16 protein-coding genes are annotated in these 19,675 nt (G+C 37.6%); 14 read left to right on the top strand and 2 right to left on the bottom strand.

From position 1 onward, the window contains the following. Positions 1 to 4: 4 nt before the first annotated feature. The 11 genes from prmC (at position 5) to asd (ending at position 11,330) form a co-directional block, all read left to right on the top strand. Positions 5 to 835, top strand: a complete 831-nt coding sequence (prmC, locus tag AC6IWN_RS14855; RefSeq protein ID WP_497988301.1) for a peptide chain release factor N(5)-glutamine methyltransferase — start codon at positions 5 to 7, stop codon at positions 833 to 835. 22 nt (positions 836 to 857) lie between these two features. Continuing rightward, on the top strand, positions 858 to 1,931 hold the full coding sequence (gene prfA / locus AC6IWN_RS14850; RefSeq protein ID WP_497988299.1) for a peptide chain release factor 1: 1,074 nt from the start codon (positions 858 to 860) through the stop codon (positions 1,929 to 1,931). Positions 1,932 to 2,058: 127 nt separating this feature from the next. Then, complete coding sequence (locus AC6IWN_RS14845) at positions 2,059 to 2,859, top strand: TrmH family RNA methyltransferase (protein ID WP_497988297.1); 801 nt, start codon at positions 2,059 to 2,061, stop codon at positions 2,857 to 2,859. 233 nt (positions 2,860 to 3,092) lie between these two features. Next, complete coding sequence (locus tag AC6IWN_RS14840) at positions 3,093 to 3,530, top strand: NfeD family protein (RefSeq protein ID WP_497988296.1); 438 nt, start codon at positions 3,093 to 3,095, stop codon at positions 3,528 to 3,530. 111 nt (positions 3,531 to 3,641) lie between these two features. Then, entirely contained in the window at positions 3,642 to 5,480 is a 1,839-nt protein-coding gene (locus tag AC6IWN_RS14835) for an LTA synthase family protein (protein ID WP_497988294.1), read from the top strand. A gap of 131 nt (positions 5,481 to 5,611) precedes the next feature. Beyond that, complete coding sequence (locus tag AC6IWN_RS14830) at positions 5,612 to 6,811, top strand: patatin-like phospholipase family protein (protein WP_497988292.1); 1,200 nt, start codon at positions 5,612 to 5,614, stop codon at positions 6,809 to 6,811. A 99-nt stretch (positions 6,812 to 6,910) separates the two neighbouring features. Then, positions 6,911 to 7,849 (top strand): ornithine carbamoyltransferase, encoded by a 939-nt coding sequence (gene argF / locus AC6IWN_RS14825; RefSeq protein ID WP_497988290.1) that lies wholly within the window; start codon positions 6,911 to 6,913, stop codon positions 7,847 to 7,849. A 30-nt stretch (positions 7,850 to 7,879) separates the two neighbouring features. Continuing rightward, positions 7,880 to 8,221, top strand: coding sequence for a DUF6145 family protein (locus AC6IWN_RS14820; RefSeq protein ID WP_497988288.1), 342 nt, complete (start codon positions 7,880 to 7,882; stop codon positions 8,219 to 8,221). A gap of 24 nt (positions 8,222 to 8,245) precedes the next feature. Beyond that, a complete protein-coding gene (locus AC6IWN_RS14815) occupies positions 8,246 to 9,022 on the top strand; it encodes a type III pantothenate kinase (protein ID WP_497988286.1) in 777 nt (258 codons plus the stop codon). Between the two features lie 103 nt (positions 9,023 to 9,125). Beyond that, positions 9,126 to 10,094: a tRNA dihydrouridine synthase DusB gene (gene dusB, locus AC6IWN_RS14810; RefSeq protein ID WP_497988284.1), complete on the top strand. Its 969-nt coding sequence runs from the start codon at positions 9,126 to 9,128 to the stop codon at positions 10,092 to 10,094. 153 nt (positions 10,095 to 10,247) lie between these two features. Continuing rightward, positions 10,248 to 11,330, top strand: a complete 1,083-nt coding sequence (asd, locus tag AC6IWN_RS14805) for an aspartate-semialdehyde dehydrogenase (protein ID WP_497988282.1) — start codon at positions 10,248 to 10,250, stop codon at positions 11,328 to 11,330. Between the two features lie 164 nt (positions 11,331 to 11,494). On the opposite strand, the gene AC6IWN_RS14800 is transcribed toward asd, so the two are convergent. After that, the gene (locus AC6IWN_RS14800; protein WP_497988280.1) at positions 11,495 to 12,199 is read right to left on the bottom strand and encodes a hypothetical protein; all 705 of its coding nucleotides are present in this window, start codon (positions 12,197 to 12,199) and stop codon (positions 11,495 to 11,497) included. Between the two features lie 717 nt (positions 12,200 to 12,916). Beyond that, the gene (locus AC6IWN_RS14795) at positions 12,917 to 14,539 is read right to left on the bottom strand and encodes a hypothetical protein (RefSeq protein ID WP_497988278.1); all 1,623 of its coding nucleotides are present in this window, start codon (positions 14,537 to 14,539) and stop codon (positions 12,917 to 12,919) included. Positions 14,540 to 14,765: 226 nt separating this feature from the next. Here AC6IWN_RS14795 and AC6IWN_RS14790 point away from each other — a divergent pair, with 226 nt between their 5' ends. The 3 genes from AC6IWN_RS14790 to AC6IWN_RS14780 all read left to right on the top strand — a co-directional run bounded on the left by AC6IWN_RS14790 (position 14,766) and on the right by AC6IWN_RS14780 (position 19,402). After that, positions 14,766 to 17,204 (top strand): glycoside hydrolase family 94 protein, encoded by a 2,439-nt coding sequence (locus tag AC6IWN_RS14790; protein ID WP_497988276.1) that lies wholly within the window; start codon positions 14,766 to 14,768, stop codon positions 17,202 to 17,204. A gap of 191 nt (positions 17,205 to 17,395) precedes the next feature. Then, a complete protein-coding gene (locus tag AC6IWN_RS14785; RefSeq protein WP_497988274.1) occupies positions 17,396 to 18,196 on the top strand; it encodes a CPBP family intramembrane glutamic endopeptidase in 801 nt (266 codons plus the stop codon). A gap of 582 nt (positions 18,197 to 18,778) precedes the next feature. Then, positions 18,779 to 19,402 carry an ECF transporter S component gene (locus tag AC6IWN_RS14780; protein WP_497988272.1) on the top strand — a complete coding sequence of 208 codons (624 nt, stop codon included), beginning with the start codon at positions 18,779 to 18,781 and terminating at the stop codon, positions 19,400 to 19,402. Positions 19,403 to 19,675 lie beyond the last annotated feature (273 nt).

Genomic DNA, 19,675 nt, shown 5'->3' with positions numbered 1-19,675 from the left:
TAAAATGAGTACTTACAAGCAGTTATTAGACTGGGCGAGAAAGAATTTAATGGAACATGAGATAACAGATGGAGATGTAGATGCTTGGTACCTGTTATCCCATGTTTTTAAGATAAGCAGAACAGATTATTATATGAACCAGTTATGCAATGCTGATGAGGCAAAGTCGGAGCGATATACGAAATTAGTGGAGCTTCGAGCGAACCATATTCCTTTACAACATATAACCGGTGTACAGGAATTTATGGGACTGGAATTTGAAGTGTCACCTGATGTCTTGATCCCGAGACAAGATACAGAAGTTCTGGTTGAGGAAGTCTTAAAGAACTGTGATGGAAAAACTGTCCTTGATATGTGTACCGGTTCAGGATGTATCATAATCAGCATTGAAAAGTTGGGTCATCCTGCAAGAGCTGTTGGGGTTGATGTATCCACCAAAGCCTTGGAGGTCGCCGCGTTAAACGTGAGGAAGCATAGTGCTGAGATAGAATTGATCCACAGTGATTTGTTCGAACAAGTACAAGGAGTGTATGATATTATTGTATCCAATCCTCCTTATATCCCGACAGAGACGATTGATGAATTGATGACGGAAGTGAAGGAACATGAACCATTTATCGCATTGGATGGTAGCCAGGATGGACTATATTTTTATCGTAGAATTACAGCAGCTTTGAATGGGTATCTTCGTAGTGGCGGATTAGTGTACTATGAGATTGGTCATGATCAAGGGGAAGCTGTAAAACAAATCCTTAGTCAGGAAGGATTTATAGAGATATGCATAAAAAAGGATTTGAGCGGTTTGGACAGAGTGGTGTCCGCTAAAAAGCCGTAATTAGTTTGGAGGAATATTTCGCATGTTTGATAAGTTAGAGGATATTCTGATTCGTTATCAGGAGATTGAAGAAGAGATGATGAATCCGGATATTATGAATGATCAGAATAAGTACAGAAAGTTAAGAAAAGAACACGCTGATTTAAGTGATATTGTTGAAAAGTACAAGGAATATAAGGCGACGCAAAATAGCATCGAAGAGAGTATTATGATGCTGGAAGAGGAGACCGACGAAGAGATCAGAGAGTTGGCAAAGGATGAGCTAAATATCGGTAAGCTCAATATCGCTAAAATTGAAGAAGAGCTTAAGATCTTACTTCTTCCGAAGGATCCGAATGATGATAAAAACGTTATTGTCGAAATCAGAGGTGGAGCCGGCGGTGATGAAGCTGCGTTATTTGCGGCACAATTATACCGTATGTACGTAATGTATGCAGAGGGTAACCGTTGGAAGATCGATATGATGAATCTCAATGAGAACGGAATCGGCGGCTTTAAAGAAGTTGTTTTTATGATAAACGGTCAAGGCGCTTATTCTAAGTTAAAATATGAAAGTGGAGTTCATCGTGTTCAACGTGTTCCGGTAACGGAATCCGGCGGTAGAATTCATACCTCGACTGCAACGGTTGCAATTATGCCGGAAGCAGAGGAAGTGGATGTGGAACTTGACATGAATGACTGTAAGTTTGATGTATTCCGTGCCTCTGGTAATGGTGGACAGTGCGTTAACACAACTGACTCTGCAGTTCGTTTGACACATATACCAACCGGTATCGTAATCTCCTGCCAGGATGAAAAATCCCAGCTAAAGAATAAGGATAAGGCAATTAGAGTATTACGTTCCAAGTTGTATGAAATGGAATTAGAGAAAGCTCAGAGTGCAGAAGCGGAAGCGAGAAAGAGCCAAATCGGTACAGGGGATCGTTCTGAGAAAATCAGAACCTATAATTTCCCTCAGGGACGTGTTACTGATCATAGAATTAAGCTTACCATACATCAGATTGATAATGTTATGAACGGTGATTTACAAGAAATCATTGATAGTTTAATTGCAGCAGATCAGGCTGCTAAGCTGAGTAACATGCAAGGGGAGTAATGTAAATGATTGAAAAATATAATTCAAAACTCCAAGTTTATTCCAGTGAAATCCTTGGCACAAACTAACACAAATGACAGGAATGTTCAGTTATTGTAAAGTGTCTGATCGTGTAACGGAGGATATTATGAAACCCAAGAGTGTAATAAGCAGTACATCAAACGCACAAGTGAAGAATTTGAACCTGTTACAGAAGAAACCGAAAGCCAGGGAAGAGCAGGGATTATTTGTGATAGAAGGTATAAAGATGTTTGAAGAAGCAGTAGATGGGAATATTCTACAGAAGGCTTATGCATCGGAAAGCTTTTATCAGGAAAAAAGTCATGAGAATCCGAACTATTTTCAAGATATAGAATTTGAGATAATTGCTGATTCTATCTTTGGGGATATATCTGAGACTAAAACACCGCAAGGTATTATGGGTATTGTGAAGCAACCGAAGTACAGCCTGGAAAGTATGCTTGATGATCCGAAGGCCTGTTTGCTAATTCTTGAAGATGTAAGAGATCCCGGAAATCTTGGAACTATGCTTCGTACAGCGGAGGGAGCGGGGATAACGGGTGTGATCTTTAATCCTTCCACCGTAGACATCTTTAATCCTAAGGTAATCCGAGCAACGATGGGGTCATTATACCGGGTTCCCTTTTATCAGGCAAAAGATTTTTTTGATACTTTAAGAAGAATTAAAGAATGTGGAATTACTCTGTTCGCAGCTCATCTTCAAGGCATGGCATATGATACGGAAGGATGTTTTCGAAAAAAATGTGCATTTATGATTGGAAATGAAGCGAACGGCTTAAGTGAACAAACATCAGCAATGGCGGATGAGCTTATTAAAATCCCAATGTGCGGGAAATTGGAATCGTTAAATGCCGCTGTGGCTGCAGCGATATTGATGTATGAAGCACAAAGACAGCGAGGGATATAGAACCGGATAGATAGTATAATTTTATTAAATGATATAAGCAAGTAAAACATGGCTGAACGTGTCGCTATAATGATACGGTTCAGCCATTCTCTGTGTCATACTTAATAGAAAGATTAAAATATTATTAGAAAAATACAAGTTCACTTGCACTATGGTAATTAATTGTTTAAAATAAAAAAGAATAGGGAATATCTAGAAAACTGGCTGCACTAGAGATGATGGGAGGGCTCATTATGAATTCGATATACTGGATTATTGTACTGGCCATACTGATTTTTATCGAAATCTTAACCTTAGGAATTACCACAATCTGGTTTGCCGGGGGTGCATTAACCGCATTCATTCTTTCGTTATTTTATGATAATCTGATCCTTGAAATAATTGTGTTTTTAGTCGTATCGCTAGCGCTGTTGTACTTTACAAGGCCTGTAGTGATGAAACAGCTTAATTCTTCAAGAGGAGCACCAAGTGAATATCAAGGGGTCATCGGTAAGACAGCGATCGTTATTGTTGATATAGACAATATGAAGGGTTTGGGTCAGGTCAGTGTAGACGGCCAGGAGTGGTCTGCGATATCACTTGAGGGCGGATTAATACCTAGAGATGCGTCGGTAAAGGTTCAAGGGATAACCGGGACGAAAGTTATTGTTACTCGGTTAGCGAATGATTAAGAAAAAATTAAGAAATAAGAGCTTGATATTGGTTTATCATTGTTATATTATAATTCTAGTTAATTTACTGAATTATGGTATATTTTAGATAATGCCTAATTGGGGGATAGCATGAAAAAGTTAAAAGATATATTAGCATCACCATATTTTATTGCTTCTTTGTTTGTACTGAAGATGATGATTTATTATTCACTCATTCATGTTACAAACATGGAAATTGTCTTAATTGCTGTTAGTTTGATCGTATGGACAACTATTTTTATTTTGTGCGGAAGATCTAATTTAAAGAAAAAGCGTTTTGTGTTTTTAATTGTTTATTTCTTGTTTAGCTTATTAATGTTTTCCGATACAATGTATTATAATTATTATAATCAAACAGTATCTGTCAAGCAGCTCTGGCAGGCAAAAAGTGTTGCCGCTGTGCCGAAGAGCTTTCTTGCAACACTGATTCCTGCGAGCTTTTTATTGTTTGTAGACATTCCATTTGCCTACTATAGCTTTAAGAGAAAAGCCACAAGAGAAAATATACAAAGAGTTTTTCCGGGAAAGCGTTTAAAGTATACAATTTATGTTGTTACGATTGTATTTGCAGCTTTAATTGCAAACCCATTTCATTCAGCAGCATTTGAGCGTGTAAACTCAACTGAGTTCTTCACAAATCATGTGAATGACGTTTATGAGACCATATCTGAGAATATAGTGAAAGAAGATATGAGTAAGGATCAGATCATTCAGGTATTAAGCCAGGATGTACCGAAGGTTGAGTCGAAGAAGTACAACGGCATCGGTAAAGGCAAGAATTTAATTGTGATTCAGCTGGAAGCAGTTCAAAACATGATGTTAGGTGCAACTTATGAGGGTCAGGAGATTACTCCGAATTTAAACCGCTTACTTCAAAAGGATACATTATATTATAATCGATATTATTCAAACATCGGTAAGGGTAATACTGCAGATGCGGAATTCTCAAGCCTAAACAGTTTATATCCTGTAATTGATGGTGAATGTTATCGACTATTTCAGGATAATACATTTAATGGTCTTCCCTGGATTATGAGACAGAATGGATATTATTCCTTTGCGATTCATGGTTTTGAGGGTAAGTTCTGGAATAGAGAATACATTTATCCGAAAGAGGGATTCCAGGATTTCTACAGCATGGAAGATTTGAAGCAGGATGAGATCATCGGTATGGGAATTTCAGATAAATCAATGTTTAAACAGTTGATTCCTATTCTGAAAAAGAAGACCGAGCCTTTCTTTACCTTTGCAATCACATTAACCGATCATCATCCATTCGTACTGGATGAAAAATATAGATCAATAAAGCTGGCTGAAAAAGATCAGGGCACAAAGTTCGGGGACTATATAGAGACAGTTCGATATACAGATGAAGCAATTGGACAATTTATCGATGAACTGAAGGCAGCCAGACTTTATGACAATACCGTAATTGCTTTATACGGTGATCATCATGGTATGAACTGCGGTATGGAAGATGTGCATGACCGTGTAAGTGAATTTATAGGTCGTGACTATGACTATGATGAGATGTTGAAAGTACCTATGATTATTCATGTACCGGGTAGTGGTGTGAAAGAAACAATCAGCACAACCGGAGGACAGATCGATTTCCTACCTACCATAGCTAACATTATGGGAGTATCCTATGATGATAAATTCATAATGGGTCAGGACTTAACCAATGCAAAGGATGGGTTCGTAGCATTTACAGCATATTTATTTGGTGGTTCCTTTGCTACGAATGATATCATGTTCCAGATTTCCAGAGAGGGAATATTTGAGGGCAGCAGGGCATGGAAGATTGATACCAATGATGCAGTAAATGCAGCAAATTATAAGAAGGATTACGATAGAGCAATCCTATTGAAAAAAACATCGAAGCAGATATTGGATCAGGATTTGATTGGCCAATACGTTAAACATTAATTACACAATAGAATACGAACGATAGGCAAAAGCTGTCATGAAACGAATAGGAATCGGTTTATGACAGCTTTCTGCTAATTATTATATTATAACCATATAAGATCATATACATGATGGAACGGGGGGCGTGTATGGAACAGTTTGGCTTTGATTTTAACAAAGAATATGGAGTTGTGCTAGAAGGTGGAGGAGCAAAGGGAGCTTATCAAATTGGTGTATGGAAAGCACTTATGGAATATGGAGTTAAAATTAAAGGGGTTGCCGGTGTGTCAGTCGGAGCGTTGAACGGAGCGTTAATGTGCATGGGCGATTATGACCGTGCGGTTGAGATTTGGAAAAATATCAGTTACTCCAGTATCATGAGTGTTGATGATGATGAGATGGACAAACTGATGAAACGCAGGTTTAGAGATATCAACTTACAGTCGGTTGGAAAACAGAGTAGAAGATTTCTGGTTGGCGGAGGGATTGATGTGACTCCGCTGCGTCAATTGATGGAGGAGAATATTGATGAGAAGAAGATAAAGGAATCTGACATTGAATTTTATCTCGGAACCTTTAATGTATCTAATATGAAGGAGATAGAGATCGTTGCAAAAGAGGCAGAGGATGGTTGTTTAAAAAATTATCTGATGGCAAGTGCAAGCTTTCCTCTGTTCAAAAATGAAAAGCTAAACGGAAAATTGTGTCTGGACGGGGGACTTGCCAATAATGTACCGATTGATATGCTGATTAATCGTGGGTATAAGAATATTATAGTAATCCGTATCTTTGGAATAGGGGTGGAAAAGAAGGTTAAGATACCGGAGGATGTAAATATCATCTATATTGCTCCAAAGGTACCTCTATGCAATGTATTAGAATTTAATCGCAAGAAAGCAATTCGTAATATAACGTTGGGTTACTATGATGCGGTTCGAATACTCAGGCCTTTGACGGGGAATGATTATTATATCGATTCTTCTAAGGAGGAAAAGGATTATTTGGATACGTTTCTAGGTTTACCGGATGACGTGTTAAGAGGGTTGAATACTTTAAATAAGATAGAGAGTTATAGTGACTTTTCAATGGTTCGAAAGAGGTTGGAAGAAACTTTGCCTCAGCTTGCTATTGCATTTAAACTAGGCAAGAACTGGAGATATGAGAATTTATATTATGCGATATTGGAATACGGTGCGAAAAGATTAAGAATACCCAGATATAAAATATATCAGGAAATGGATTTTTGCAGGTTATTACGAAAAGGTTATTCAGAAAAATATTCTTCGGATGATAACATAGATACAAATTTTGAATTATGTATGTCATTAATCAATAATAATTTAACTTGACATTTTCTTTCAATTGGAATAATGTATAAATAAACATTATTTTAGCATAAATAAACATTATTTATGCATGTTCCGCCTGGCGGAGGATTGGAGGATAATATGAATTTAAAAGGAAGAAGCTTATTAACATTAAAGGATTTTTCACCCGAGGAAATAGAATATTTAATTAACCTTGCTGCAGATTTAAAAGCAAAGAAGAAACAAGGAATTACAGGAAACAGTTTAAAAGGGAAGAATATAGCATTAATATTTGAGAAGCCATCCACAAGAACACGTTGTGCATTTACAATCGGCTGCGTTGATGAAGGTGCTCATCCGGAATATCTGGGGAAGAATGATATTCAGTTAGGACATAAGGAAAGTGTTGAGGATACGGCACGAGTGCTCGGAAGAATGTTTGATGGCATTGAGTTCCGTGGCTTTGCACAGGAAACAGTGGAAAAACTTGCAAAATATAGCGGAGTACCAGTATGGAATGGTTTAACAGATGCAGACCATCCGACACAAATTCTTGCCGACTTCTTGACATTAAAAGAGCAGTTTGGTAAGCTTAAGGGGCTCAAATTGGTCTACGTCGGAGATGGACGTAACAACATGGCAAACAGTTTAATGATCGGTTCCGCTAAAATGGGTATTGATTTTACCATCCTAGCGCCTAAGGAATTATGGCCGGAGGAGGAATTAATAAAGCAATGCGAAGAATATGCAAAGGTATATTCCAGCAAGATTGAGATATCTGATTCAGTGAATGCAATGGAAGGCGCTGATGCAGTATATACAGACGTTTGGTGCTCCATGGGTGAGGAAGACTTAGCGAAAGAACGTATCGCTTTATTAAAGCCTTATCAGGTTAACGATGAATTAATATCCCTTACCAAGAAGGATAGCACAATCTTCTTACACTGTCTTCCGGCAGTAAAAGGTAAAGAAGTTACCGAGGAAGTGTTCGAACGCTTTGCTGATGTTGTATTTGATGAGGCAGAGAATCGTATGCATACGATTAAAGCTGTCATGGTGGCTACTTTGGGTAATATATAGACAGATTTTAATGATAAAGGAGCTTGAAGCATGTATCAGGAGAAAGTGGTTTTGTGTGCAAGCAGCGCTTATAATAAAAAATTCTGGATGAATGACGATTTTAAGACATTGCCTGAACAAATCAAGCAGGAATTGAAAATTATGTGCGTATTATTCACCGAGGATATTGGTGGTGTGCTAACTTTGGAATATGATGAGGATGGTACGCTGATATTCCAGGTGGCTTCCGATGAAGGCGATTATTTATATGATGAGATAGGAAGTGCATTAAAGATAAAGCAATTGCAGAGAGAAAAATCGGAACTGCTAGAGGCACTTGAGCTTTATTTCAAAGTTTTTTTCCTAGGTGAAGATGCTTCCCAGCTCATATAATACGTTGAAGGGCACGGTGAGACCATGTTATTAGTTGTTGATGTGGGAAATACAAATATAACGTTAGGAGTATTTGAAGATGTAAATCTTAAAGCAACCTTTCGTTTAACAACAAATACGGCCAGAACTTCAGATGAGTTTGGCTTATTAATCTGCAATCTATTGGTTGCAAGAAATATTGATACAAAAAGTATTAAAGAGGTAACAATTGCCTCAGTCGTACCGAAGATTATGTATTCATTAAACTCCGGTATCATAAAATATTTAGGGATCACTCCATTAATTGTGGGAAGCGGAACGAAGACCGGTCTTAAGATTGCTACCAGTAACCCTAAGGAAGTAGGAGCGGATAGAGTGGTAGATGCGGTTGCAGCATATGAGATCTATGGCGGACCTGTACTTGTAATTGATTTCGGAACTGCTAATACCTATGACTTAATCACGGAGGATGGTTCCTTCATCGCAGGAGTTACTTGTCCTGGAATGAGAATATCAGCAAATGCTCTCTGGAATGATACAGCGAAGCTTCCCGAGATTGAGATTGCAAAACCGGATACCATACTTGCGAAGGATACAGTTACCAGTATGCAGGCAGGTCTTGTATTTGGATGTATCGGTCAAACAGAGTATATTGTTAGAAGAATGCAAAAAGAAGCTGGTATCGATAATCTTAAAGTAGTGGCTACCGGAGGTTTGGGAAAAATAATCTCTGAGGCTACGGATGTAATCGAAGTATACGATGTAAATCTGACTTTAAAAGGTTTAAAGATTATTACGGATAAAAATTCTCATATAAAGTAAACATAAGCTAGAGGGATATATCACATAACATGGAGCTGTTGCTAAGTTAAATGGCAACAGCTCTTGCAATACGATAAATTCAATATTAAGAATTGAGGAAATCATGAGTTTTCAAATTGGTAATGTAAAGATTAATGGAAAATTAGTTTTAGGACCCATGGCAGGAGTTACCGACCTGCCATTTCGTTTGTTATGCAAGGAAAAAGGGGCAGATCTGGTTTATACAGAGATGGTAAGCGCAAAGGGGATTCAATACAATAATAAGAACACGGAGAATCTACTTGAGGTACTACCGGAGGAAAGGCCTGCGGCAATACAATTATTTGGTTCAGATCCAGATATTCTAAGTAATACTGCCAGACTGATCGAGTATCGTAATTTTGATATACTGGACATCAACATGGGGTGCCCTGTGCCGAAGGTGGTAAATAACGGTGAGGGATCGGCCTTAATGAAGGAACCGAAATTGATCGGTGAAATTATAAGGAAAGTATCGAAAGGCTACAGCAAACCGATTACAGTCAAGATAAGAAAGGGCTTTCACGAAGAAAATGCTGTTGAAGTAGCAAAGATCGCAGAAGAAAACGGAGCAGCAGCAATTGCAGTACACGGTAGAACGAGAGAGCAGTATTACAGTGGTACCGCTGACTGGGAGATAATTCGTAAAGTGAAGGAAGCGGTTAGTATACCGGTTATTGGAAGCGGGGATATCTTCAGTGCGGAGGATGCAAAAAGGATGCTAGAGCAAACCTGTTGTGACGGATTAATGATTGCGAGAGGAACCAGAGGCAATCCATGGATATTCGAGCAGATTAAAGCTTATTTGGAGACAGGAATCCTGTTACCAAAGCCACATTTCTCTGATGTTAGGGATATGATTGTCCGCCATGCACAGCTATTGGTTGAATTTAAGGGAGAATTTATCGGTTTTCGTGAGATGAGGAAGCATGTTGCGTGGTATATGACCGGATATCCCGGCTCAGCTAAGTTTAGAGGGAGCGTAAATGAGATAGAAAGTCTGGATGATCTATTCCGATTACTGGAAAACTATCAAAAACATCTTGAAAAATAACCAAAGCCATAACCGGAAATGTATCAATAATATATAATAGTAACAAATATTTGGAGAAATATAAAAAAATGTTGATTTTTTTGGAAATTGCGTTATAGTATACTTACAGGAAAGACATATGTATGCCATACAGAAACAAGTGGAGGTTTAGGAATGAGTAAATTAAGAGTAGGTATCCTTGGTGGTACAGGAATGGTTGGCCAGCGTTTTATATCATTACTGGAAAATCATCCATGGTTTGAAGTCGTTACAGTTGCAGCGAGTCCTAGAAGCGCAGGAAAAACATATGAAGAAGCAGTAGGGAACCGTTGGAAGATGGCTACGCCGATGCCGGATAGTGTTAAAAAACTTATCGTTAAAAATGTGAATGAAGTTGACGAAGTTAGCGCTGGTGTTGATTTCGTTTTTAGTGCTGTAGATATGACAAAAGATGAGATTAAGGCAATAGAGGAAGCATATGCACAGGCTGAAACACCTGTTGTATCCAATAACAGTGCGCACAGGTGGACACCGGATGTACCGATGGTTGTACCGGAGATTAATCCGGAGCATCTGGAAGTGATTGAAGCACAGAAGGCTCGTCTGGGTACAAAGAAAGGTTTTATTGTTGTAAAACCGAACTGTTCTATCCAGAGCTATACACCTGCTTTGAATGCTTTGAAACAATTTGGACCAAAGCTTGTAGTAGCTACCACTTATCAGGCAATCTCTGGTGCGGGTAAAAACTTCACTGATTGGCCGGAGATGTTAGATAATGTAATCCCTTACATCGGTGGTGAAGAAGAGAAGAGTGAACAGGAACCATTACGTATCTGGGGTAAAGTAGTAGACGGAAAGATTGTGAAAGCAGAGTCACCGGTTATTACAACACAGTGTATCCGTGTTCCGGTAACAGATGGACACACAGCAGCAGTATTTGTAAACTTTGAGAAAAAGCCTACCAAGGAAGAAATTTTAAAGGCTTGGGCTGAGTTTAAAGGACTTCCTCAAGAACTTGAATTGCCAAGTGCTCCGAAACAGTTTATCAAATACTTTGAAGAGGACAATCGCCCTCAGGCTAAGCTTGATAGAGATTATGAGAACGGAATGGGAGTATGTTTTGGCAGACTTCGTGAAGATGTTGCGTTCGATTATAAATTCGTTGGCTTATCTCATAATACAGTTCGAGGTGCAGCAGGTGGGGCAGTATTAATAGCTGAACTTTTGAAGGCACAGGGATATATCACAGCAAAATAAATTTTTTGTTTATATTAACCGAACTAATGAATTCATAGGAAAACTGAAAAATCAGTTGTTAAGAGCATAGAAAAGGGCTTTTACAAAATAATGATTCCACGGGTTATTCTCTCGCTTGGAAATATATTTTGTAAAAGCCCTTATATTTATATACTAGTTTTGGTTTACTTCTTTTTAAACAGGTAACGGACAAATTCAATTGAATTATCTACATGTTTAGAATTCGCAACAATTCCAAGTACAAAAGGATCTGAGTTCTTAGAAATATTCTTGTATAATTCGGTATTATTCATATAGATACCGTAAGCGGTTTGACTTTTATCTTCTTCTGTATGAGTGATATAAAATTGATCGGTTAACGAACTATATATATCGGTGGGTAGCTGATCGGAAAGTTTTAAGAAGCTGCCTGCACTGGCATATTTCTTAAAATATGATTCTGGTGCTATGATGACATCAATCTGTTTCGCACTGACACGGGTAACCAATGCTTGCTCTAAATCCATGGCATAGGAGTCCTTCATGGTGAAATTATAGCTGTTATTTAATTCGATTTTTTCCTTTTTGGGATTCAGTTTCAAATATTTTTCGAAATCGGTATTATATTTTGCGAGAAGCTTCTGATCTACCGGGCTACTAATCATTGCAGCATAGAAGCGTGTTGAGCTGGGCGGGTTGAGGATGGTATTCGCAGTATATGCTATTAATATAATCACTATAACAGTAACCAGCGCATGAAATTTGTAGTACTCCGTTAAATATTCGATTTTCTTTCGGAAAGTCATATCCTTTAATTTTTCTTTTTCTGTTTGTTCTTTACGTGGTTGATAAATTAATGCATCATCATCCAATCTTGTTTGTTTTGACATAGTAAAACCTCTCTATTTCTTCGTGAATTTATGATAAAATTCAACGGTATTAGTATTGCTAATAGTGTATCATAATATTGTTAATTCGCATAGAAAGCAAATATAAAATATCTATTAAAATAATATGTCCGGCTTCGGAATGATGGGATGCAATAGTTCTTACTAGGGACGGTGAAACGACTGGTGTAATCTATTTGACTAGCAGTTATAACTTTCAGCTAATACTAGACTTCCATATTGGAGCTTGGAAGCAAGTATTATCAGGAAAGTTATAAATTTAGTCAAATAGATTAACCCCAGCCGTATCACCTGTTTCTGATAAGTTCAAAAAATTATGAGATACTTTTCGTCGAACATGATCACCACACAATATGATTTGATCTTCAAGAAGTTTTCGTCGAACATGATTTCCACATCAACATGATTTGATTATGTAAATTTATAAGCGCCCTCATAAATTAGAAGGTTTATCACCTAGTTACCTAAAAAAGGCGAGGGAGTTATCAATCCTTAAGGGACCGTTTATCGCCGTCGGTTCTTAGGTTGTGGCAGATGGAACATCTGTTACGACCTTATGAACCGCTACGTGTGATAACGAGTGAAAACGTGTCTCAGAAGGATGATAATTCCCTCGCCTAACTTCGTAAGCTATATTGTGATAAACATCTTAAACTTAATAGGGCGCACCTTAATTAATTAACCACTAATCCTGTGAGATCATGGCTGCACTTGAGATCCAAGAAAAAGATTCCCAAGTACGGAATTAAGATTCAGTCCGAGCTTCTCGGATAATGATTGAAGGTATGCTACGATATTAATGGTAGAAGAATAAGCTTGCATATCCTTTATATCATAAATCTTCGCATCTTCATCCGGCATAGTTGGTTTGAAGTCTTTTACCGGCATAACAGTGCTGTTTATTGTGGCTAATTTTGTGGTTCCAAGCTCCACGGTGGTTTTATTAACCTGGGTATCCTCCTTAATGGAAAAATCACTTGTGATCTGAAGACCCATTAAATCAGCTGAGGATAAATAAAATGTACCGGATTGGAGGGAACGTTTATTTTTGATTACCGTTTTGATGTTCTTATATTTAAAATCAATATTGATATCTTTTAAATCAGATTTGGCGGTATTTCCTACAGTTACTGTAGCATCACCGTTTACTACACCTTTGCTCTTTTTGTGATTACCGGTTACGTTAAACACTGTATAGCCTTCTTCATTATTAACATAGAAATTATATTCCTGATAATATTTTTTGGTTAGAAGACCATATCCAATAGAAGCTTTAGAAGCCTGCGTGGAGATGTTACGACCAACGATATTACCGGTTCCGTCCACGTATACAATCATCTTTATATCTGTATCAATCAGAGCGTCTGTACTTTTTTTAAGATTAGTTTTCGCATCATCGATGGAGGATTGATAATCACTCTTTGACAAATTATATAACGGAAGTAACTTAATTATGTAATCGTCATTCTTAGCCTGATCTAAAACGGCTTCAATAATCTTTTTGACATCATCATTTGTAATGGTTACTGTTAACTTAGTGCATTGCTTGGACAATGTATCCAGTGTATAGACTGAATTGTCTTTTCTTTCAACCTTTGATACTTGATCTACGATAATGTCATTATATCGCTCAAGAAAATCTATTGTGTCTGCACTGGAAGGCATCTTAACCTTCTTTGATAATTCCGGATTCTCACCATCATTATAAAAATTAATATAAGCAGTACTTAATTCGGGGATTCGTGCAAGATATTTCTTTGTATTCGTATCCTGAAATATTTCCATTGATAGAATATCGGTTTTGTTTAAGGTAAGTCCGAGTGTTTGATTCAAGATATTATCTTTTTTTCCATACAAAAGATTTAAGCCAACGCTTTCTAGTTTAATACCTAATTGACTTTCCATCTCATCAAGACTCAGATTAGCGGAGCTTTTCATCATGGAATCTACGGAAGATCGATCAATAGTCACATCGGTTTTTAACTGATAGGCATTATCCCGTGAGGAGGAGGCAACGGCAGGAGCATAGTAGTGAACGGCTTTAGACATTGCACGCTTCTCGACGTATGAATAATATTCTGCGGGGCTTTTTGTCATCTTTGCGAAGGAATTTGATATATTATTTTTGAATGCATAGGCGGTGAGTGATCCGGTTGTGAGCAATATAAAAACCAGTATCAATGAAAATAATAAGAAATGTTTTTTTCTACTACTTCCCGTGTAAGCGATGCCTTGGGTCAAGTCAATCGGTTCTAATTGAATACCAGGGGACAGTTCGCTGTCAGGAGCTTGAGAATTTTGGTGATTGTTATTTTCTTCCATAATTTCCTCCCCATTAATACATATTTAATAAAATTAATATCCGATTTGTTGGATATATTATTCATAGTATATTTAAAAGCTCAGAATATGTCAAGAAATGCAACAATAATACACGAATTTGAAGCCTTTTTTTTGTGTTCTTTATTCTGTCTTTTTTGTTGAAATGGATCCTAAGGTATAATATAATGGTCACTGAGAGTACAAATAGTTATAAGGAGGACTTTAAATGAAATACGGTTTTTTTGATGATGCGCGGAAGGAATATGTTATTACGACACCTACTACACCATATCCGTGGATCAATTACCTAGGCTCCCAGGAGTATTTTTCACTAATCTCCAACACAGCGGGAGGCTACACTTTTTACAAGGATGCGAAGCTGAGAAGAATTACTAGATATCGTTATAATAATGTTCCGCTTGATTTAGGTGGCGGTAAATATTACTATATCAACGATGAAGGTGATGTTTGGTCTCCGGGCTGGGCACCGGTTAAAGCAGATTTGGACAAGTATGAATGTAGACATGGTATGGGATATACTAAGATTACCGGTTCCAGAAGGGGAGTTGAAACCGAAGTAACTTATTTTGTTCCACTTAATGAAAATGTTGAAATTCATAAGGTGGTTGTTAAGAATACAACTGATAAGAAGAAACAGGTGAAATTATTCTCCTTTATCGAGTGGTGTTTATGGAATGCTCAGGATGATATGACTAACTTCCAGAGAAATTACAACACCGGTGAAGTAGAGGTTAAGGGCTCTGTTATCTATCACAAAACAGAATATAAAGAGAGAAGAAATCATTATGCATTCTTCTCAGTAAATACACCGATTGCAGGATTTGATTCCGATAGAGAGAGCTTTATGGGAACCTATAACGGCTTTGAGAATCCACAGGCAGTTTTGGCTGGTGAGTCTACCAATTCGGTTGCAGATGGTTGGCATCCGATTGCTTCTCATTCTATCGCAGTGGATTTAGAGCCGGGCGAATCAAAAGAATATGTATTCTTATTGGGTTATGTTGAGAATCCTGTTGAAGACAAATGGGAAAGCAAGAACGTTATCAATAAGACAAAAGCAGAAGAAATCATCGAGAAATTCGCCACTGTTGAAGCGGTAGATAAGGCATTTGATGAGCTTGCTGCATCTTGGGATTTATTATTATCCAAATATACTGTTGATACTGCAGATGATAAGTTGAATCGTCAGGTTAATATCTGGAACCAGTATCAGTGTATGGTTACATTCAATCTCTCAAGAAGTGCTTCCTACTTCGAGTCCGGTATCGGTAGAGGTATGGGCTTTAGAGATTCCAACCAGGATTTACTTGGTTTCGTACATCAGATTCCGGATCGTGCAAGAGAGAGAATTATCGACCTTGCTTCCACTCAGTTAGAGGATGGTGGTGCATATCATCAGTACCAACCACTTACTAAGAAGGGTAACGACGAAATCGGTGGCGACTTCAATGATGATCCATTATGGTTAGTACTTGCCGTAGTTGGATATATCAAAGAAACAGGTGATTTCTCCATCTTAGATGTAATGACTCCATATGATAATGATGATTCAAAGGCTACACCGCTTGCAGATCATTTAAAACGTTCCATCGATCATGTAATCAATAATGTAGGTCCTCACGGATTACCTCTTATCGGACGTGCTGACTGGAATGATTGTCTTAACTTAAACTGCTTCTCTACTGAACCGGGTGAGTCCTTCCAGACTTCTACCAGCAAGGATGGCAGAGTGGCTGAGTCCGTTATGATTGCAGGAATGTTCTGTTATATCGGCGAAGAATATGTGAAGTTGATGGACAAGTCTGGTAATAAGACAGAAGCAGATAGAGTTACTTCAGAAGTAGGTAAGATGCGTGATGCCATCATGGAGCACGGTTGGGATGGTTCTTGGTTCCTTCGTGCATATGATGACAATGGTAATAAGATCGGTTCTGATGAAAATGAAGAAGGTAAGATCTTCATTGAATCCCAAGGCTTCTGTATCATGGGTAACTGTGGTGTGGAAGACGGTAAGGCGATTCAGACACTTGATGCAATCGAGGAACGTCTCGGAACCAAATATGGTCTTGTGCTTCAAAATCCAGCATTTACAAAGTATTACGTAGAATATGGTGAAATCTCCACCTATCCTGCAGGTTACAAAGAGAATGCAGGTATCTTCTGTCATAACAATGCATGGATTATGATCGCAGAAGCTCAGATGGGTAGAGGTGATAAGGCATTTGATTACTATTCAAAAATCGCTCCTGCTTATACAGAAGAGTACTCTGAGATTCATAGACTTGAGCCATATGTATACTCACAGATGGTAGCAGGTAAGGATGCAAAACGTCACGGTGAAGCGAAGAACTCCTGGTTAACAGGTACTGCTTCCTGGAATTTTGTTGCAATCTCTCAGTCTATTCTTGGTGTAAAACCGGAATACGATGGTTTACAGATTGATCCTTCCATTCCACAGGCTTGGGATGGCTATAAACTCACTCGTGAGTTCAGAGGCGATAAATACAATGTAACAGTTAAGAACCCGAACCATGTATCTAAGGGCGTAGTGAAGATGATTGTAGACGGTAAGGAAGTGGAAGGGAATATCATTCCTGTAGCCGGTGACAAGAAGGTTCACGAAGTTGAAGTTGTATTAGGCTAATAATATAATAGATTAATAATGTGCTGCCAAAGTAAATTTATTTGCTTTGGCAGCTTTTTTGAGTTTTGACTTTTTGAATTGGAAAATTGCGTTTGCTATGATAATATAAGTTATAGGAAGAAAACAGGTTGAAAAGAAAACATATTCATAATTATTGAGATAGAATAGAAATAAACAGGAGGAATATATAGATGAATCAGAGGGGAAAGTGTTTTTACGCTTTATTGATATTTATATTAGCGGAAGCAATCCAAATCGTAGCATCGAGTATATTCGTAATGATATTGACTGGATATCAGAGTGTCACGAATTCCAAAGCTAATGATGTATCGCAATTTGGGTTATCTCAGAATATGCAGTATCTGGTATCAGCGTCCGGTATCCTCTTATGTGGTATTGTATTCTTTATATTGTATACTTTGGAGACACGAGGGGATAAGAAAATGAGGCTAATAAGTCCCACCTCAGTTAGAATAGGGTTTTTCCTTATTCTCCTCGGAATCGGATGTCAGTTTGCGGTATCCGGAACTATGAGCATCCTTCAAAAGTACTTAGTAAAATTATTTGAGGATTATGCAAACCAGATCAATTCGTTGCACCATGGAAGTGCGTGGGTAGTTTTTTTATTACTGGCTGTAATTGCTCCGGTTACTGAGGAATTGATCTTTAGGGGGGTTATCCTGCATCATACGAATAGATATATCTCTTTTCTGGGGGCAAACCTAATCCAAGCAACATTGTTTGGAATCTATCATTTTAATATCATTCAAGGAATTTACGCCGCTTTGCTCGGATTTTTATTAGGGTTGGTGTATCATAAATTTAAAACAATCATAGCTCCGATCATACTGCATATGACTGTGAATATAAGCTCTTACTTGATTCTGGTATTCCCGGAGAGGATAACATCCTATTTTGTAATGATGTTTCTGGGGGCGGGTGTGACATATCTAATGATTAGATCATTAAAATTATATCGGATTATGGATTGATGATATAAGCGTTAAAATTTTAGCTTGCATCTGAAATAAAAATCATATATCATACTAATGACAATTGAATATTACATGGGATAGATGATGATCACTTGTAACTGTTTCTGAATCGATGTTTCATATGCACTCTGATAAAGGGGCGTGAAGAAATATTTAGGAGGAGATGGAGATTATCATAGATCCGACTTCCACCGTACACTAAGGTCAGTGATTTTTGATTTGTACGGATAATATAAGAATAACTCTTAATAGTAAGTCTTGACCCAGTAAAAACTTTCGTGGCAGGAACTGAAAAGATCTTATTCGTTTATTTACTATGTAATTACGTATTAAAGAAGAAATGAAAATGGATTTTTCTTCGTAAATAAATGATATGCTGATTTTCTTTGGTCTGTTACGACAATGGGAGATTAGCATTTTTTTGTGCGTGAAAATGTTTGATTCTGCATTGTAATGTGTAAAAAAGGTAACATTATAAATGATTAAGAGTGTTTTAGGAAGAATAATAATATTCAGCTGTTATAAATAAAAGTAGCGAGTTGTAAAAGGAGCCGTGATGAACGGCAGAATGGAGGAAAAATGAATACAACAACTAACTTACGTACCAGAAAGCTGGTGCAGCTGGCACTATTCACAGCAATCATTGCATTGCTAAACTTGACCCCACTAGGATATATTAATACTTTGGGATTATCCATCACTTTGGTAGGTGTTCCTGTCATCGTTGGAGCAATTGTGTTAGGGCCTACAAGCGGAGCTATTCTGGGAGCAGTATTTGGCATAACCAGCTTTCTTAGATGCTTTGGTATAGAGCCATTTGGAGCACAGCTATTGTCAATTAATCCGATTTTTACTTTTATTACATGTATGGTTCCTAGAATTCTTATGGGATGGTTTGCGGGATTAATATTTATCGGATTTAAGAAAATAGATAAGACGAAGATATGGTCATATGCTGCGACTAGCTTAATAGGATCAATATTAAACACGGTGTTCTTTTTATCAGCAGTAATATTATTCTTTTATAATACCGATTATATCCAGGCATTTGCAACCAGTGTACATGCGACAAACATATTTGCATTTTTCTTTGCAATAGCAAGCGTGAACGGTACGGTAGAAGCAATCACCTGTATGATTGTAGCCGGAGCAATTGCTAAGGTTCTTGATGCATATGTTAAGAAAAATTCCTTGGTTAATTAACGGATGGTTCCATTTTAAGAAGAATGTCGAACCCTGGGTAAAAAATAATATAGAAATAAGTGCTCAACTATTGACATCAAATATGATTCTATGTTACAATACTCTAGCTGTTAGTATTGCGTGGCAATATTAACATGATAAAGAAGAGATCCATCTCTCACCCATAGCGTACGATCAGAGTTACTGTGAACGGGTTAATGCTTTTAAAAACTAATATTATTTCTGTATAGAGATAATAATGTGATTGAGCTTTTAGGTGGATGATCTTTATCC

This window comes from Variimorphobacter sp. HTMS_6, from assembly GCF_059717775.1.
This window is presented reverse-complemented; position numbering and strand designations above follow the sequence as displayed.

Bases quoted from the DNA above. Each gene is read 5' to 3' on its own strand.
- prmC (WP_497988301.1), top strand. From the start codon at position 5: ATGAGTACTTACAAGCAGTTATTAGACTGGGCGAGAAAGAATTTAATG.
- prfA (WP_497988299.1), top strand. From the start codon at position 858: ATGTTTGATAAGTTAGAGGATATTCTGATTCGTTATCAGGAGATTGAA.
- AC6IWN_RS14845 (WP_497988297.1), top strand. From the start codon at position 2,059: ATGAAACCCAAGAGTGTAATAAGCAGTACATCAAACGCACAAGTGAAG.
- AC6IWN_RS14840 (WP_497988296.1), top strand. From the start codon at position 3,093: ATGAATTCGATATACTGGATTATTGTACTGGCCATACTGATTTTTATC.
- AC6IWN_RS14835 (WP_497988294.1), top strand. From the start codon at position 3,642: ATGAAAAAGTTAAAAGATATATTAGCATCACCATATTTTATTGCTTCT.
- AC6IWN_RS14830 (WP_497988292.1), top strand. From the start codon at position 5,612: ATGGAACAGTTTGGCTTTGATTTTAACAAAGAATATGGAGTTGTGCTA.
- argF (WP_497988290.1), top strand. From the start codon at position 6,911: ATGAATTTAAAAGGAAGAAGCTTATTAACATTAAAGGATTTTTCACCC.
- AC6IWN_RS14820 (WP_497988288.1), top strand. From the start codon at position 7,880: ATGTATCAGGAGAAAGTGGTTTTGTGTGCAAGCAGCGCTTATAATAAA.
- AC6IWN_RS14815 (WP_497988286.1), top strand. From the start codon at position 8,246: ATGTTATTAGTTGTTGATGTGGGAAATACAAATATAACGTTAGGAGTA.
- dusB (WP_497988284.1), top strand. From the start codon at position 9,126: ATGAGTTTTCAAATTGGTAATGTAAAGATTAATGGAAAATTAGTTTTA.
- asd (WP_497988282.1), top strand. From the start codon at position 10,248: ATGAGTAAATTAAGAGTAGGTATCCTTGGTGGTACAGGAATGGTTGGC.
- AC6IWN_RS14800 (WP_497988280.1), bottom strand. From the start codon at position 12,199: ATGTCAAAACAAACAAGATTGGATGATGATGCATTAATTTATCAACCA.
- AC6IWN_RS14795 (WP_497988278.1), bottom strand. From the start codon at position 14,539: ATGGAAGAAAATAACAATCACCAAAATTCTCAAGCTCCTGACAGCGAA.
- AC6IWN_RS14790 (WP_497988276.1), top strand. From the start codon at position 14,766: ATGAAATACGGTTTTTTTGATGATGCGCGGAAGGAATATGTTATTACG.
- AC6IWN_RS14785 (WP_497988274.1), top strand. From the start codon at position 17,396: ATGAATCAGAGGGGAAAGTGTTTTTACGCTTTATTGATATTTATATTA.
- AC6IWN_RS14780 (WP_497988272.1), top strand. From the start codon at position 18,779: ATGAATACAACAACTAACTTACGTACCAGAAAGCTGGTGCAGCTGGCA.